This is a genomic window from Paraburkholderia rhizosphaerae (assembly GCF_004366595.1).
GTDB lineage: Bacteria > Pseudomonadota > Gammaproteobacteria > Burkholderiales > Burkholderiaceae > Paraburkholderia > Paraburkholderia rhizosphaerae.
The window spans coordinates 83,099-99,335 of sequence record NZ_SORE01000013.1 but is presented as its reverse complement, the minus strand read 5'-3'; the positions used below and the strand labels follow the sequence as shown (position 1 = coordinate 99,335).

The following is a 16,237-nucleotide window of genomic DNA, read 5'->3' as shown; positions in this document are numbered from 1 at the left end:
CAGAGAAGGAATTTCAACATGGCCCGCATTACCGTCGAAGACTGTCTGAAACAGATCCCGAATCGCTTCGAGCTGGCGCTCGCCGCGACGTACCGCGCGCGTCAGCTCGCACAAGGCCACACGCCGAAGATCGAAAGCCGCGACAAGCCCACCGTTGTCGCGCTGCGTGAAATCGCGGCCGGCCAGGTCGGCGTCGAGATGCTGAAGAAGGTGCCGGTATAAGCGAGTACCTTGTTCGCTGTCGTATGTCATGTAGTTGAACCCACGCGTGCGGACTTGCACATCGCTAGCGTCGATTAACCCGATCAGGAGGCGGACATGAGCTCGAATCCCTCGTCCTCCATGTCGGACGTCGCATCCCACACGGACGACGCGCACGATACCGAAGCGCCTTCGTCCGCACGCAAGTACATCGACGCGGTCCTCGAACAATCGTTTCGCCATCTGTTCGGGCCGACCGCCACGCCGGAGCAGCCGCGCCGGCACGACGTCGTCTCGATCGCCAAGCTGACCGCCGCGTTATCCGGCTATCTGTCGCCGGAAGACATCAAGGCCGTCAAGGCGGCGTTCCACTTCAGCGACGAAGCCCACCTCGGGCAGTATCGTCAAAGCGGCGAACCCTACATCACGCATCCGGTTGCGGTCGCGGAAATCTGCGCCGGCTGGAAGCTCGACGCGCAGTCGATCATGGCAGCGCTGCTGCACGACGTGATGGAAGACCAGGGGGTGACCAAGGCGGAGCTCGCCGAGCGCTTCGGCGCGAAGGTCGCCGAACTGGTCGACGGGTTGTCGAAACTGGACAAGATGGAGTTTCGCAATCGCGAAGAAGCGCAGGCGGAGAACTTCCGCAAGATGCTGCTCGCGATGGCACGCGATGTGCGCGTGATTCTCGTCAAGCTCGCGGATCGGCTGCATAACATGCGCACGCTCGGCGCGGTGCCGCCCGAGAAGCGCCGGCGCGTCGCGCGCGAGACGCTCGATATCTACGCGCCGATCGCGCATCGGCTGGGTTTGAATAATACGTATCGCGAGTTGCAGGACCTGAGCTTCGCGAACTTCAATCCGCATCGGTACGCAACGCTCGAGAAGGCCGTAAAGGCCGCGCGCGGCAACCGGCGCGAAGTGGTGGGCAAGATTCTCGAGTCAGTGCAGCGCGCCATTTGCGAAGCGAAGCTCGATGCGGAAGTGACCGGCCGGGAGAAGACCATCTTCAGTATCTACAAGAAGATGCGCGACAAGCAGTTGTCGTTCTCCCAGGTGCTCGATGTGTACGGTTTTCGTGTGGTCGTCGAGAGTCCGCTCGAGTGCTATACGTGTATCGGCGCGCTGCATGCGCTCTACAAGCCGGTGCCGGGCAAATTCAAGGACTACATTGCGATTCCGAAGGTCAACGGCTATCAGTCGTTGCATACCACGCTCGTCGGGCCGTTCGGTGCGCCAATCGAGTTCCAGGTGCGCACACGCAAGATGCATGAGATCGCGGAGGCGGGCGTTGCCGCGCACTGGCTGTACAAGAACGGCGGTGCGGATCTGAACGATGTGCAGAAGCGCGCGCACCAATGGCTGAAGTCGTTGCTCGATATTCAAAGCGAGGTCGGCGATTCGAGCGAGTTCCTCGAGCATGTGAAGATCGATCTGTTTCCGGATGCGGTCTATGTGTTTACGCCGAAGTCCAAGATTATGGCGCTGCCGCGTGGTGCGACCGCGCTCGACTTTGCGTATTCGATTCACAGCGACCTCGGCAATCAGTGCGTCGCGGTGAAGATCAACAACGAATTGCTGCCGTTGCGCACGGAGCTGAAGAGCGGCGACATCGTCGAGGTGATCACCGCGCCGTATTCGAAGCCCAACCCCGCGTGGCTCGGCTTCGTGCGCACCGGCAAGGCGCGTACCGCGATTCGCCACTACCTGAAGACGATGCGGCTCAATGAGTCGGTGCAATTGGGCGAGCGGCTCGTCGATCAGTCGTTGAAAGGCTACGGGTTGTCGCTTGCCGACGTTACGCCGGAAGCATGGGAAAAGCTCGTGCAGTGGACGGGCAACAAGAATCGCCAGGAAATCTTCGCCGATATCGGCTTGGGTCGCCGGGTCGCCGCGGTGATGGCCAAACGCATCGAAGTGTTGATGAGCGGCCACGACGGCGACGACGACGGCCATCCGCGTGCTGAGCACGCGGCGACCAATGCGCCGCCTGTGGTCATTACTGGCACCGAAGGCATGTCGGTGCAGTTGTCCGCGTGCTGCCGGCCGATTCCGGGCGACAACATCATGGGCTATATCGGCATCGGCCTCGGTATGGCGATTCACACCACGGATTGCCGCGTCGCGCAGCGCATCCACCGGCGCGATCCGGGCCGCTGGATCGATGTCGCGTGGGCGCCGCAGCCGGGGCGCCTGTTCGACGTCGCGGTCAAGGTGCTCGTGAAGAACACGAAGGGCGTGTTTGCGCGCGTGGCGGCCGATATCACCTCGGCCGATGCGAATATCGTCCATATCGCGATGGACGAAGATCAGACGCAGGAGTCGACGGTGCTGCGCTTTGTCATTCAGGTCAGCGATCGCGTGCATCTGGCTAATGTGATGCGGCGCGCGCGGACCAACCCTGATGTGATGCGCATCGCGCGTGAGCGGCCAAGCGAAGAAGGCCATCATCGTCACGATGGCGGTATGCGCATCGATCGCGAGCGCGCCGACTACTGATCGACGCCTGTGCGTCGCTCGCATAGCGGTGGGCTCGCGCATGCTCTTGCGTCATTTGCGTGCGCTTGTTCCACGCCTGCTTTGCTGCAATGCAATGGACCTGCGTTTGTTCCCGGGAGCGAACCCAATGAACGTAGCGGACTTAAACGGTGTGGCGCTCGACTATTGGGTCGCGCGCAGTCTGCACGACTTCGTGCGTGAAATTCACTTCACCGATAGCGGCCGAACGGTGTCGATTCGCGGCAATGTTTGCGGCCGGCCGTGGGACGGGCGCTTTACGCCATCGACGTCGTGGGAAGTCGCGGCGGTCGTCTTCGACCGTGCGCGACGCATCGAGGTGCGAGAGCGCTTGCGCAGCGGCGCGGTGCTTTGTGTGGCCGAATTCGAAGGCGGTTGCGACGACGATGACAGCCGCCGGACAGCGCAAGCGCACGGCGAGTCGCTGCGCATCGCGATGCTGCGAGCATTTGTTTCAAGCCATTTTGGCGAGACTGTCGATGATGTGCTGCGGCAATCCCAAGCACGGTTCGGCACGCGTGCCGAACCGGTCGGTGAGCAGGCGGCGACCGGTGCAATCGACGACCCGCCGATGCCCAACGCGCAGATCGGCGACATCAAGTCGGCGCCGCGCTAGGAACTGTGCGACGAAGCGCACCACGAAACGCGCAAAGAAGCGCACCCAAAAAAACAAAAAGGGCCTTCCCTATGGAAGGCCCTTTAAAAATGGCGCGGCTGGCAGGATTCGAACCCACGACCCCTTGGTTCGTAGCCAAGTACTCTATCCAACTGAGCTACAGCCGCACGCAAGACGGTGCTACTTGCAAATGATGACGACAAGCCCGTTGAAACCGCCACGAGCGGACCCGGATAGGCCGGATCAAATGAAAGGGCCTTCCCGGAAGAAGGCCCTCGTATAAGTGGCGCGGCTGGCAGGATTCGAACCCACGACCCCTTGGTTCGTAGCCAAGTACTCTATCCAACTGAGCTACAGCCGCACGCAGAAACGGGATTATAGCAAAGCTGAGAGAAAAGGGAAGCAGCAATCGACGATTTGTCCGATTGGTGCGATCGTGTAGGCTTGATGGTAGGGCGTCTGGACGTCCGTGCGGGCTTCGAATGGGGCGGGCTTTGTTGCCTTGCCGCACGCGCAGACCAGACGTCATTCAGGGATGACGCTCGTTGGACGAGCGTCGGTGGTATGGGTGGATCATTATGAACAAGGCTTTTGTTAAAGAATCGAGCGACGACGATGATGACGATCTCGACGTCGCGCAACCCGACGTTCCCGCGGGAGCGAAAAACTACATCACGCCGGCCGGTTATCGCAGGCTGCGTGACGAGTTGCTGCATCTGATCGACGAGGAGCGGCCGGAGGTCGTGAAGCTCGTGTCGTGGGCCGCGTCGAACGGCGATCGGTCCGAGAACGGCGACTATATCTATGGCAAGCGCCGGCTGCGTGAAATCGACCGGCGTATCCGCTTTCTGACGCGGCGGCTGGACCTTGCGGAAGTGGTCAAGAGCAGCAGGCAGGAGAACACCGATCAGGTGTTCTTTGGCGCGACCGTCGAATATGCGACCGACGATGGCGAATCGCATACGGTGAGGATTGTCGGCATCGACGAGGTCGATCTGGACCACGGACACGTCAGCTGGATTTCGCCGATTGCACGTGCGCTGCTGAAGGCGAAGATCGGCGATCAGGTCACGTTGCACACGCCGGGCGGTCCGGAGCCGATCGATGTGCTGGAGGTGCGGTATCCGTCAGCGGAAGAAGAGGAAGCGTAATTACCGCGTGCCGTTGCTCGACGCGGCAATAAAAAAGGCGCCGCAAGCGGCGCCTTCAAGACTGCGGATACTGCTGTAGTACTTAGAAGCGGTGACGCATACCAGCCGTGACAGCGACCTGGTTGTTCGTCGACGACGAGCCGCTCAAGCCGTTGATGATCGGGTGAACGATCGCGTTTTCGTTGGTCGTCTGGTACTCGGCTTGCAGGTACACGTCCGTACGCTTCGACAGCGCGTAGTCCGTTTGCAGGTTGACCTGGTTGAAGTGCGGGCTCGTCGCGTCGATGTTCGTGCGCGTGTACGTGTACGAACCAGCGATGCTCAGAGCCGGCGTCAGAGCGTAACGTGCGTTAGCTTCGAAGTTCTGGAAGCGTGCGCCCTGCGGGTTGCCGGCGAAGGACGGCTGACCGCCTGCCCCGGAACCAAACGCTGCGAGGTTCTGCAGGTTGGTTTGCGTGTACACGAGGCCCAGGGTTGCCGGTCCGAGCGTGTAGTTTGCACCTGCGCCCCACGTTTGCTGACGGGTAGCGAAAAACGTCGTGTCGCCCGACACTGCGCCGGTCGAGTTGAACGCTGCCGACGTGGCCGAATTCGCACCAGCGTTGTTGTTGACCTGCAAGTAGCCTGCGCCGAAGTTGAAGCCCGCGAAGCTGTACGACGCGCCCGCACTGTACACGCGGTTGTTCGCGAAGCCGTCAGCCTGGTTCGAGAAGCCGTACAACGCGCCGAACTTGAAGCCCGCGTAGTTCGCGCTCGTGTACTTCACCGAGTTGTTCACGCGGAACGAGTTGTTCAGGTTGTCGTTGTCGAACGGGTGGGCGAACTGCGTGCCGCCGTATTGCGTGCCCGTCAGTGCCAGCGGAGCGAGGTAGTCGACCACGCTGTCGTATTGACGGCCAAGGGTAACGGCGCCGAACTGGTCGCTCGCGAGACCAACGAACGCTTGACGGCCGAACAGACGGCTACCTTGCTTGGACTGGCCGTCGTTGATGCCGAAACCGCTTTCCAAAGTGAAGATCGCCTTCAGACCACCACCGAGATCTTCAGCACCGCGCAAGCCCCAACGGCTGCCGTTGATCGAGCCGCTCGTCTGTTGCCAGTTGCTGTGACCGTGCTGGTTATTCGTATAGGTGATGCCGGCGTCGATCAGGCCGTACAGCGTAACGCTGCTCTGCGCGTGGGCGGCAGTAGCAAACACGCCCGTGAGGGCGGCGACCATGAGTGTCTTTTTCATCTTTGTAACTCCGAGAACAGGATGGGTTTTGGAAACCCAGGCTTGAAGAAAACCTTCACGCGAGGCGCTGCGAGAGGCGGAATTCGCATGAGAAACGCGCGTGCACCAAACGCGTTCGTTTTCCGGTAGGCAAAGTGTAGAGACGCTGATCGCCGCGTGACCGTTCCAGTTTTCGCAATAAAGTATTACGAGATGGGAAATGATGAGGATTCGTGGCTGAAGCCTTACTGGCAAAGGCCTTACAGGTCTCCGGGATGACCCTGGGATGTAAGTCGGCGATGTTGCGTTGTGTAATTGCTACGTCACATGATGCGAAAAAACAACAAAATCCCTACCAAACTTCCGATTATTGCCGGAAAGGAAATGATGGATTGTCTGATGCGCTGATAATCCCGTCGAAATAGGGCGCTATACTTAAATTTCTGCTTTCCGAAGCAGACTTTTTCGTTGACGAAAAAGATCTCCAAACTTTGTCGGCGCGACTTCTCAGTCGCGCTTTTTTTTGCTCATGCGTTCGGAAGAACTACTGACGATCAGCGGCGCGCGGCCTTGACCGTTGCTGGCGCCCATTCGACCCCCGGAACGACGCTCCAATCTTCCATTACATAATGACGGGCGTCCATCGGGGAAGACAGCAGGTTCTGCCAGTGATCGCCGTGCCACATCGGATCAAACTGAAACTGCGTCGACAGCGTGGATGGAGATTGGGTGGGATTTTTCTCAGACGAATCAGAGAATAGTGACGTAAAGCGACGAATAATATGTGACAGCATGGCAGCCTCCCTAAATCCAACTGCTGAGAACCATCATGTAATGCGCGCTCGTCGCCAACAACCAGTAAAAACACTTACGAAAACTCACGTTTTGTTACATGTCGGCATAAATTTCTTGCTGGCGCCGGCACCACGGTAAAAATGCCGTTAACAACTTATGTTGCGAATTAAAAGAAACGCACGCGAATGCGGGCTGCATTAGTCAAACTATCAATCGACACTGGTAAACGAGTGCTTGACGATCCGCTGCAACTCCACGTATAAATGCGAGGCCGATAACGAATGAGATTCGGTCGGTGCAATGTGGTGTTTGTCTCAAAACAAATTCGAGGAAATGGATATGGAAACCGGTGTCGTCAAATGGTTCAACGATGCTAAGGGCTTTGGCTTTATCACCTCCGATGCGGGTGGCGACGATCTGTTCGCGCACTTCTCCGAAATCCGCGCCGAAGGGTTCAAGTCGTTGAAAGAGAACCAGCGCGTCTCGTTCGACGTCAAGACCGGCCCGAAAGGCAAGCAGGCTGCGAACATCCAGCCGCTGTAACGGCATCGCAGAACCCGGCGCCTGAAAGAAGCCCTCGCATTGGCGAGGGCTTTTTATTTGATGAGCCGAAGCTGCGATGTGCATAAAATGTGGCCGAAAATCAAAAGGATAGAGAATCGGATTATCCGATTGATTATGAGATTTATCTCAGAAACACTAAATTATTCGTTTTAACCTGCGTTCGAACTTCGGATTTTGTCCGGAATGCATGTGGTCGATCAGTACATGCTGTCAGTGGGGCGACAGCATTCTTTCGCGCGCGGTCGACGGGTCGATGGTGCATACTTCGGCTGGAATAGTCGCACTTAAACCCATCTCTCATTCATGTCTGAACTGTTTCCCGCGACGCCGGCTGCGCTCGATGCGCCGATTGCGTTCGTCGACCTTGAAACGACCGGCGGTTCGACCGGCGTGGATCGGATTACCGAGGTCGGCATCGTCGAAGTCGGCCCGCACGGCGTATCGCGCTGGAGCACGCTGGTCGATCCGCGGCAGCCGATCCCACCGTTTATCCAGCAATTGACCGGCATTACCGATGCGATGGTGCGCGGCGCGCCGACTTTCGACGCGATCGCGCCCGAGCTGTTTGCGCGTCTGGAAGGCAAGCTGTTTGTCGCGCACAACGCGAGCTTCGATCGCGGGTTTCTGCGCAGCGAGTTCGGGCGTGCCGGATTGGCGTTCAACCCGGATGTGCTTTGCACGGTCCGGCTGTCGCGCGCGCTTTTTCCAGCCGAAAAGCGGCACGGGCTCGATGCGCTGGTCGAGCGGCACGCGCTCGTGCCGTCGGACCGGCACCGTGCACTCGCCGATGCGGATCTGCTGTGGCAATTCTGGCAACGCCTGCATGACCTCGTGCCGCTCGACACGCTTCGCGCGCAGGTCGACCGCACGATGCGCCGCTACCGGCTAGCCGGCGGTCTCACCGAAGATTCGCTCGACGCGGCCCCGGCCGGCTGCGGCATCTACCTGTTTTACGGCGAAGACGACGTGCCGTTGTATGTCGGGCGCAGCGTACGTGTCCGGCAGCGGATTCGTGCGCATCTCACCGGCGAGCGCCGGTCGTCGAAGGACGTGCGGCTTGCGCAACTGGTGCGCCGGGTCGACTGGCGTGCTACGGGCGGCGAACTGGGCGCGCTGCTTGCCGAAGCGCAAAGCATCGCGACGCTGCGCCCGAGCCACAACCGGTTGCCGCGGACGTCGAAGCGCGATCCGGTCGACGCACCATGGCCGTTCGACGGCGCAATCGCATTCGAAGAGAGCGGTGGGGACCGTGAGCGCGCTGGCGAACATGTGCGCATATTTCACGTCGTCGATCGCTGGTGCTATCTCGGACATGCGCGATCCGCCGCGGAAGCCGGCGCACTACTGGCACCGAACGCGGCGCGTGCGTTCGAGCTATCGACGTACCGGATCATGCAGACCCACCTCGCACGCGGGCTACGTGTGACGCCGCTTGTTCCAGCGAAGCCGATCGAACCGGCGGAACCCTCGGACTCGTTGATGTCACCGAAGCCTGAGCCTCTGACCACGTCGTTCAGCGAGGACACCTCGGCGGTGTCGAGCGCCGGTTAGCCGGTCGCGCCGACGCCGCCCGATTCGCAAACATGCCCGAGCGCCCGGTTGAGCGCGGCCGATTGCGCCGCGTCATACCGAGTCAGCGATTTCCAGTTCGCGACGCCTTGCGCGATCCGTGTCGGGCAGTCGGGCACCGCGCGCACAGTTTGCACGCGCGCTAGCGCCGCGATCATCGATTGCGTCAGGCGGTCCAATTGCGGGCGCGTGCTTGAGTCGAGATCGGGCGCTGGCCCTTCGGGCGGCCGCGTGGTGCGCCACTGTTCAAATAGCGCGTTCTGAATGTCCTTGTTCGCGTCGATCTGATCACGGAAGAACTCACGTGCAAACGCTGGGTCGAGGGCGGCGGCGTGCGCGCGTTTCGCAACGTCGGCAAGCAGCGCAGATTCGCGGCTCGCATCGTCGATCGGACGATGGTTCACCCACTTCCAGTGCGCGACGGGTTCGGCAAGCGCCAATCGCTGCGAAACGAGCGAGATCAGGTTGGTCACAGCGGTGTCATCTGTATCGGCGAGGGCCGTGATGGGCGCGATCGCGATCGCGAGCGCGGCTGCGAGTGCGCATAGCGCGCCGATGCGAGGTGAACTGGCCATAAAGGAGAATGAGAACGGGAAAACGGGTGAGAGCAGCGCAAGCCCAGACTGACCGGCCGTTATGATGATGACCGCAAGCGTCGCGGCAAAGTTCGAACGATACGCACATCGTCCTGCTTGCGCCGGCCGGCCGGGATGCCAGCCATTGCATCCGGCGCGCTTGACCCGTGACTCCGTGATCGCGCGCACCGACGGTCAAACGGCGTGCAACGCCGCCGCACCGCTAATGCGTTGTGTGTCCGACGTAAAGTCCCCGTTCGTCGTTATTTCGGTTCGCACGACTTGCGCTGTTCGTCGAAAAACGCACGCACGTGTTCAGGCAACTCAGCCCCGAGAAATTCGACGCCTGCGGGTTCCGGATCCGGGCTGAACACCTTGTCGGGGGTCGGAATCTTCGGCGGTTTCGTATCCATGATCTTTCTCCTATGCAAATCCATTATCTGCCTCAGTCCCCGTTTGCCACTAGTGCGGTTGACCGCAAAACGATGGTTTGAACAGGTTGTTGTTGCTTTAACGGCACATCCGTTCCGCGATTGAAGATGCTTCAATAAAATTTATTGCTTGTCCTTAATGCTTCGTTCAAGACCACTTCCGCACCACTTCAAGTCCACTTCGAACACAGTCTCGCGAGCCCTTGCTATCTCCGCGCACATTTTTGCTCAGGTGGCGATGAAACGCTCAACACGCTGGATCGGCCTTGTGCGGCTTGCGCTGGTACTGAACGTGCTATAGACCGCCATCGGCTAAGCGCGCGTGTAGCGCGGGGCGGTCCACTGTCGGTTCGGCTTTGCCACTCAGCCGGGAGGTTGCCATCGACCTGGGCAGTTCCGACCAGCGGACCAGGACGAATCCGGTCGCTCCGCACTGCGTGCACTGCTTGGGCTTCGCCGCGAACTTCGCACTCGGCGGCAGCCCTTACTGCTGTATCCATTCCAGTCCGCACGTTCGTCCCGCTTCAATCGTACGAACCGTCATCTTTTTTTGTGCTCCGCAGCGTTCGCGTCGCACAGCCTCGCGCCCACCTGAAACACTGATCTGAAGCAACGCTCGCCGCGTGTTCACCGTATCGGGTCGCTGCGCTCGTTCATCCGTCCGCTCGGCCATCTGCGCCGCCGTAGTCCGCTCCGCGCGTCGCGTTGTGCTCGCGCTCGCTTGCGCGGCGTGAGCTCATGCGCCGCGTGGATCACGATTTCAGCACTCTTATGCGCCTTGTTTCCACTGCGCATCCGCGCGCCGGTCGTTTCCGATCGCGTGCGCGGCGGCGCTTTCCACCATAACGAGCGATTCGGACAGTACGTTGACGCGCCGCACACGCTGTAGGCGGTTACGGTTACCGCGACGCCCACGCGCGCGCATTCGATCCGGATGCGCGCGGTGTCGTCGATACAATCGGCTGCGGTCAGATCGACGCCCTTCAGTTCTTCACGACGGAAGACGCGCTCAAGTACGCGCCGAACCTCCTGGTACGTAAACGCTTCACCGGCGATCGCAATTCCGTCTTCAGCGGCCGCGACTGCAACGGAGCTACAAAGCGCGCGCGGCCTTGTCTATGCCGACGGCCTGCTGCTGTCGACCTGCTCGGCTCGAGTTACGCGTTTCCGCCGCGCCGCTCACTGATCGCGCCGGACAATGTCGAGCTGATCGAAATGCTATACGGGCCGTTCTCCGCGCTTTATCCCGGCAACGCGATCGGCTCGGCCGTGCAGATCACGACGCACAAGCCCGAGAAGCGCGAGGCATTGCACGATGCGCAGCGTTTCTCACAGCACTACGACAATCCTTATGGATTTGCGAAGACTTTCGGCGGCAATCATCGGATCGCGCATCTGGCGGACAAGGTCGGGCGTTTCTGGTGCCGGGCGGGTATATCTAACGTGGCGCACGCGGAATGACGGTACATGCCGTTGCCGGTGGACGGGAAGAAGTAGATGAGCAAGCTGATTGAGTTGATCGCGTCGCTCGTGCTTTTCATCGAAGGTGTTGCCGGCGCGCGCCGCTGCGGATGTGCAGCCGCTCGTCGCCGTCGACGTCGATCGCGTGTTGGCGACGGAGCCTGGCAACGCGCGGATCGTCGGGATCCGGTCGCTGGATTGCGGCTGTTGCCGCGAGAATGTCGCGCGTATCGCAATGGCAGAAGAAACATCGCGACGCGCCTGGTTCGCTCGACGGGTGGCGGCGATAGGCAATAGCCGTTATTCAGAACCATCCAGAAAAACAAAAAGCCCAGTCGCAACGACTGGGCTTTTTGCCTGATTCTTGTTGGTGCCGGAAAGAGGAATCGAACCCCCGACCTTCGCATTACGAATGCGCTGCTCTACCGTCTGAGCTATTCCGGCATCAGGAGAACCGCGATTATAGGGACTTCTTTGTCCGTTTGACAAGCCCCGCCGACGCTTATTTTTTTCTTTCGAGGTGGTAGCGGGTCACGCGGTCCACTTCGTTCTTCGAGCCCAGAAACACTGCGACACGCTCATGCAAATGTTTCGGCGTGATGTCGAGGATGCGCTTTTCGCCGTTCGTCGCAGCGCCGCCCGCCTGCTCGACGATAAACGCCATCGGATTCGCTTCGTACATCAACCGCAGCTTGCCCGGCCGGTCCGGCGTGCGCTTGTCCGCCGGATACATGAAGATGCCGCCACGGCTCAGGATACGGTGCACGTCCGCGACCATCGACGCGATCCAGCGCATATTGAAGTCCTCCTGGCGAGGGCCATCCTTGCCGGCGTTCAGTTCGCTGATGTACTGCTGCACCGGCTCGTACCACTGCCGCGAGTTCGACGCATTGATCGCGTATTCGCGCGTATCGACCGGAATGCGCATATCGCTTTGCGTGAGCACCCAGGAACCCAGTTCGCGATCCAACGTAAAGCAGTTGACGCCGTTGCCTGTCGTTAGCACCAGCACCGTTTGCGGACCGTATACCGCGTAGCCCGCCGCCACCTGCTGCGTGCCCGGCTGCAGGAACGATGCTTCGGTCGGCTGCTGGCCGTCCGGGCAGCGCAGCACTGAGAAGATCGTGCCAATCGATACGTTCACGTCGATATTCGATGAACCGTCGAGCGGATCGAACACCAGCAGATATTCGCCGCGCGGATAGTTCGCCGGAATCGGGAAGAACTGTTCCATCTCCTCCGACGCCATCCCGGCGAGGTTGCCGCCCCATTCATTCGCTTCGAGCAGAATTTCGTTCGACAGGATGTCGAGCTTTTTCTGCACTTCGCCTTGCACGTTTTCGCTACCGGCGACGCCGAGCGCATCGCCAAGCGCGCCCTTGCTGACGTGATAGCTGATCGCCTTGCACGCGCGTGCAACGACTTCGATCAACAGGCGCAGATCGGCCGGCAAATTGTTGTATTCGCGCTGCTGCTCGATCAGGTACTTCGTGAGAGTGGTGCGGCGTGGCAGTGACATTGCAGTGCTCCGGAGAGGCTTGGGAATGCCTCGATTTTACCCGCTAGCCTGATGCGATCCCGCATAAAGAAAATTGCGCTGGCCGTCACGCCGCCATTTCGCGACGCGAGTTGACAAAAAAGCGCCACGCAAAGCGCGCGGCCGGCACGCGCGAGACAACCCAGGATTACAGCAATTCGATTTGCGGCAGGTTCAGCACGCTCGTCTCGCGCATGATCGATACGAAGTCGACCGCGTACGGCCGCCTTGAAAACGCCGGCAGCGTCGCCGCGTACAGTTCGCCGGCAAGCACCGAGCCGTCCGCTTTGCGCACCGGCCGCGCGCTCACATAGCGTTTGTCGAGATAGGTCGCGACCGCCCATAGCGGCAGCGCCGCAATCCCACGGCGGCTCGCTACCAGCTGCAGGATCGCCACCGTCAGCTCCGATGTGCGCCGCTTCGGTTCGATGCCGGCCGGCTTCAGCACCTGGCGCACGACGTCGAGCATGTCGTCGGCGACCGGATAGGTGATCAGCGTTTCGTCGCGGAAATCGTCCGCGGCAAGCATGTCGCGCCGCGCGAGCGGATGGTCGTTGCCGACCAGCCCGACGATCTGGAAGCGAAACAGCGGGTGATGATCGACGGCCTCGTCCGGGTCCGCCTCGGCAACGATCGCGAGATCCGCGCGGTCCTGGTGCAACAGGCCGATCGGGTCGGCGTGAAAGCCGGACACGATATCGAGCTCGACTTCCGGCCAGCGTTGGCGAAATGCGTCCATCGCCGGCATCAGCCAGTCGAAGCAGGTGTGGCATTCGACCGCGATACGCAGCGTGCCGCCCGTACCTTGAGCAAGACGCGCGATGTCGCGCTCCGCTTCCTCGACCGCCGGCACCAGCGTCTGCGCGAGCGCGACAAGGCGTTTGCCGGCCGGCGTGAACGCGAGGGGCGACGACTTGCGCATGAACAGCGGCAAACCAAAGTGTGTTTCCAGCGCCTTCAACTGGTGCGACAGCGCCGATTGCGTCAGACACAGGTACTGCGCGGCGCGCGACAGATTGCCGGTATCGCGCAACGCGATCAGCGTCTGCAAATGCCGGAACTCGAGCGGGGAGCGGATCATAGGAAAGCGCAGTGATGCTGCGGGTACGTGGTGGTGAGCCTCAACTTGAATTATTTTAATAATAAACGGGAAAAACTTTCGTTTGAATAATAATCGTGCGCGTCGAATACTGGCGTGGTTTCCCGAACCTCGAACTACGACACCGCTATGAGCACCGCACACATCCTGGGTTTTCCGCGCATCGGCGCACACCGTGAGCTGAAATTCGCGCTCGAGCGTTATTGGCGCGAGCGCATGTCGGCCGACGCGCAAGCCGCGCTGCTCGAAACCGGCCGCGCGTTGCGCGAAGCGCACTGGCGCAGCCAGCGCGAGTCCGGTCTCACGTACGTCACCGTCGGCGACTTCGCGTGGTACGACCATGTGCTAACGACGCTTGCGCACGTCGGCGGGTTGCCGCAGCGTTTCGGCCTGGACGCGCAACATCTGACGCTGCCTCAGTATTTCGCGATGGCGCGCGGCAGCGACGCGCAACCCGCGATGGAGATGACCAAATGGTTCGATACGAACTACCACTACCTGGTGCCTGAATACTCGCCGTCGACGCAGTTCGGCGCGGGTGTGCAGTGGCTGTTCGATGAAGTCGACGACGCGCAGCGCGCGGGCCATCGCGCGAAGGTTGCGCTGGTCGGCCCGTTGACGCTGCTATGGCTCGGCAAGGAGCGTAACGGTCTAGCCGACCGCCTGTCGCTGCTGCCGCGCTTGCTGCCCGCGTACCGCGCGCTGCTCGAGCGATTGCGCGCGCAGCGCATCGAATGGGTGCAGATCGACGAGCCGATTTTCGCGCTGGATTTGCCGCCGGCATGGCGCGATGCGGCGGCCCAAGCGTATGCAGAACTGGCGCCGCATGCGCCGAAGCTGCTCGTCGCCACGTATTTCGGCGATGCGAGCGAACATGCCGCGCGATTGGCCGCACTGCCGGTCGCGGGACTGCATATCGATGCGGTGCGCGCGCCAGAACAACTCGATGCGTTTGTCGAGGCGCTCGAGCAAACGGACAAGGTGTTGTCGTGCGGAATCGTCGACGGACGCAATGTCTGGCGCAACGATCTCGACGCGTCGCTTATACGGCTAAGATCCGCGCATCAGCGTCTGGGTGCACGCCTGTGGGTCGGCACAAGTTGCTCTTTGTTGCATGCGCCGGTGGACCTTCGCAACGAAGCGAAGCTCGATGGCGAACTGCGTACATGGCTAGCGTTCGCGGTGCAGAAAACGCGTGAAGTGGCGCTGCTGCGCGATGCGTTGACAGCGGGCCGCGAATCGGTGGCGGCCGAGTTCGACACGGCGCGCGCAGCGGCCGACGCACGCCGCACATCGACGCGCATTCATAATCCGCTCGTAAAGCGGCGCGTCGATGCGTTGACCGGCGAGCATGCGACGCGCCGTTCGTCTTATGCATCGCGAGCGGTCGCGCAGCGCGCGCGCTTTAACCTGCCGCTGCTGCCAACGACCACTATCGGCTCGTTTCCGCAGACTGCGGAAATCCGCGCGGCGCGTGCCGCGCACAAGCAAGGCAAGATCAGCCACCTCGACTACCTGGAAGCGATGCGCTCGCAGATCCGTATTGCGATCGACCGGCAGCGCGCGTATGGCCTCGACGTACTGGTGCACGGCGAAGCCGAGCGCAACGACATGGTCGAATACTTCGGCGAATTGCTATGGGGCTTCGCGATCACGGAGAACGGATGGGTGCAGAGCTATGGTTCGCGTTGCGTGAAGCCGCCGCTCATTTACGGCGACGTGTACCTGCCCGAACCGATGACCGTAGGCTGGGTGACGTACGCGCAATCGCTGACCGACAAGCCTGTTAAAGGCATGTTGACGGGGCCGGTCACGATGCTGCAATGGTCGTTCGTGCGTGACGACCAGCCCCGTGCGCAAACCGCGCTGCAGATCGCGCTCGCGCTGCGCGAGGAAACCGTTGCGCTCGAACGCGCGGGTATCGGCATGATCCAGATTGACGAACCGGCGCTGCGCGAAGGCCTGCCATTGAAAGCACGCGACCGCGCAGCGTATCTTGCCTGGGCGGTGCGCGCATTCAAAGTGGCGGCGTCGGGCGTGGCCGACGACACCCAGATTCACACGCATATGTGCTATTCGGAGTTCGGCGACATTCTGCCTTCGATCGCGGCACTCGATGCCGATGTGATTTCGATCGAAACGACCCGCTCGAATATGGAACTGCTGAGCGCGTTCGAAACGTTCGATTACCCGAACGAGATCGGACCGGGCATCTATGACATCCATTCGCCGCGTGTGCCGGGTGCGGACGAAATGGCCGCGTTGCTCGGGCTCGCGCTCGAGCGTATTCCCGCGGAGCGGCTGTGGGTGAACCCGGACTGCGGCTTGAAGACACGCGACTGGCAGCAGGTGGACGTGGCGCTGACCGGCATGGTCGAGGCAGCGAAGAAGACGCGTGCGGCGTTGCAAGCGCGCGTCAAGCCTTACGCGACGACGTGATCGTTGAACGGCGGGCCGAACGGGCAGCCGAGCCAAGGCTTGAGCCAGTGCCTGAACCACCAGTGGCAC

General features: G+C 61.0%; 13 protein-coding genes, 3 tRNA genes and 1 pseudogene. 8 read left to right on the top strand and 9 right to left on the bottom strand.

Going from position 1 to position 16,237, the window contains the following annotated elements; translation table 11 throughout:
• Window positions 1-18: 18 nt before the first annotated feature.
• The 3 genes from rpoZ (at window position 19) to BX592_RS18325 (ending at window position 3,334) form a co-directional block, all read left to right on the top strand.
• A complete protein-coding gene (gene rpoZ, locus BX592_RS18335; protein ID WP_006025620.1) occupies window positions 19-222 on the top strand; it encodes a DNA-directed RNA polymerase subunit omega in 204 nt (67 codons plus the stop codon).
• A gap of 96 nt (window positions 223-318) precedes the next feature.
• Window positions 319-2,700: a RelA/SpoT family protein gene (locus BX592_RS18330; protein WP_134193227.1), complete on the top strand. Its 2,382-nt coding sequence runs from the start codon at window positions 319-321 to the stop codon at window positions 2,698-2,700.
• Between the two features lie 127 nt (window positions 2,701-2,827).
• The gene (locus BX592_RS18325; protein ID WP_134193226.1) at window positions 2,828-3,334 is read left to right on the top strand and encodes a phage protein NinX family protein; all 507 of its coding nucleotides are present in this window, start codon (window positions 2,828-2,830) and stop codon (window positions 3,332-3,334) included.
• 90 nt (window positions 3,335-3,424) lie between these two features.
• On the opposite strand, the gene BX592_RS18320 is transcribed toward BX592_RS18325, so the two are convergent.
• Together BX592_RS18320 and BX592_RS18315 are read right to left on the bottom strand one after the other, a co-directional pair.
• Window positions 3,425-3,501, bottom strand: a tRNA-Arg gene (locus BX592_RS18320).
• 117 nt (window positions 3,502-3,618) lie between these two features.
• Window positions 3,619-3,695 (bottom strand) — tRNA-Arg (locus BX592_RS18315).
• 217 nt (window positions 3,696-3,912) lie between these two features.
• On the opposite strand from BX592_RS18315, the gene greB reads away from it, so the two are divergent.
• Window positions 3,913-4,485 (top strand): transcription elongation factor GreB, encoded by a 573-nt coding sequence (gene greB, locus BX592_RS18310; RefSeq protein WP_134193225.1) that lies wholly within the window; start codon window positions 3,913-3,915, stop codon window positions 4,483-4,485.
• Between the two features lie 82 nt (window positions 4,486-4,567).
• Here the strand turns inward: greB and BX592_RS18305 are convergent, their stop codons facing one another.
• Both BX592_RS18305 and BX592_RS18300 read right to left on the bottom strand, forming a co-directional pair.
• Window positions 4,568-5,719, bottom strand: coding sequence for a porin (locus BX592_RS18305; RefSeq protein WP_134193224.1), 1,152 nt, complete (start codon window positions 5,717-5,719; stop codon window positions 4,568-4,570).
• Window positions 5,720-6,252: 533 nt separating this feature from the next.
• Window positions 6,253-6,492: a hypothetical protein gene (locus BX592_RS18300; RefSeq protein WP_134193223.1), complete on the bottom strand. Its 240-nt coding sequence runs from the start codon at window positions 6,490-6,492 to the stop codon at window positions 6,253-6,255.
• Window positions 6,493-6,832: 340 nt separating this feature from the next.
• Here BX592_RS18300 and BX592_RS18295 point away from each other — a divergent pair, with 340 nt between their 5' ends.
• Complete coding sequence (locus BX592_RS18295) at window positions 6,833-7,036, top strand: cold-shock protein (RefSeq protein ID WP_075158921.1); 204 nt, start codon at window positions 6,833-6,835, stop codon at window positions 7,034-7,036.
• 324 nt (window positions 7,037-7,360) lie between these two features.
• A complete protein-coding gene (locus BX592_RS18290) occupies window positions 7,361-8,608 on the top strand; it encodes an exonuclease domain-containing protein (protein ID WP_134193222.1) in 1,248 nt (415 codons plus the stop codon).
• On the opposite strand, the gene BX592_RS18285 is transcribed toward BX592_RS18290, so the two are convergent.
• Complete coding sequence (locus tag BX592_RS18285; RefSeq protein WP_134193221.1) at window positions 8,605-9,201, bottom strand: chorismate mutase; 597 nt, start codon at window positions 9,199-9,201, stop codon at window positions 8,605-8,607. The genes BX592_RS18290 and BX592_RS18285 overlap by 4 nt on opposite strands.
• Before the next feature lie 263 nt (window positions 9,202-9,464).
• Entirely contained in the window at window positions 9,465-9,614 is a 150-nt protein-coding gene (locus BX592_RS33900; protein WP_166676390.1) for a hypothetical protein, read from the bottom strand.
• A 927-nt stretch (window positions 9,615-10,541) separates the two neighbouring features.
• On the opposite strand from BX592_RS33900, the pseudogene BX592_RS18275 reads away from it, so the two are divergent.
• Window positions 10,542-11,054, top strand: a pseudogene (locus tag BX592_RS18275) (TonB-dependent receptor plug domain-containing protein); the annotation flags it as partial.
• Window positions 11,055-11,461: 407 nt separating this feature from the next.
• Here the strand turns inward: BX592_RS18275 and BX592_RS18270 are convergent.
• From BX592_RS18270 to BX592_RS18260, 3 genes are all read right to left on the bottom strand, one after another.
• Window positions 11,462-11,537, bottom strand: a tRNA-Thr gene (locus tag BX592_RS18270).
• A 58-nt stretch (window positions 11,538-11,595) separates the two neighbouring features.
• Window positions 11,596-12,612, bottom strand: a complete 1,017-nt coding sequence (locus BX592_RS18265; RefSeq protein ID WP_134193219.1) for a class 1 fructose-bisphosphatase — start codon at window positions 12,610-12,612, stop codon at window positions 11,596-11,598.
• A 166-nt stretch (window positions 12,613-12,778) separates the two neighbouring features.
• Window positions 12,779-13,711 carry a LysR family transcriptional regulator gene (locus BX592_RS18260; RefSeq protein ID WP_134193218.1) on the bottom strand — a complete coding sequence of 311 codons (933 nt, stop codon included), beginning with the start codon at window positions 13,709-13,711 and terminating at the stop codon, window positions 12,779-12,781.
• A 147-nt stretch (window positions 13,712-13,858) separates the two neighbouring features.
• On the opposite strand from BX592_RS18260, the gene metE reads away from it, so the two are divergent.
• A complete protein-coding gene (metE, locus tag BX592_RS18255) occupies window positions 13,859-16,168 on the top strand; it encodes a 5-methyltetrahydropteroyltriglutamate--homocysteine S-methyltransferase (RefSeq protein ID WP_134193217.1) in 2,310 nt (769 codons plus the stop codon).
• Window positions 16,169-16,237: the final 69 nt, after the last annotated feature.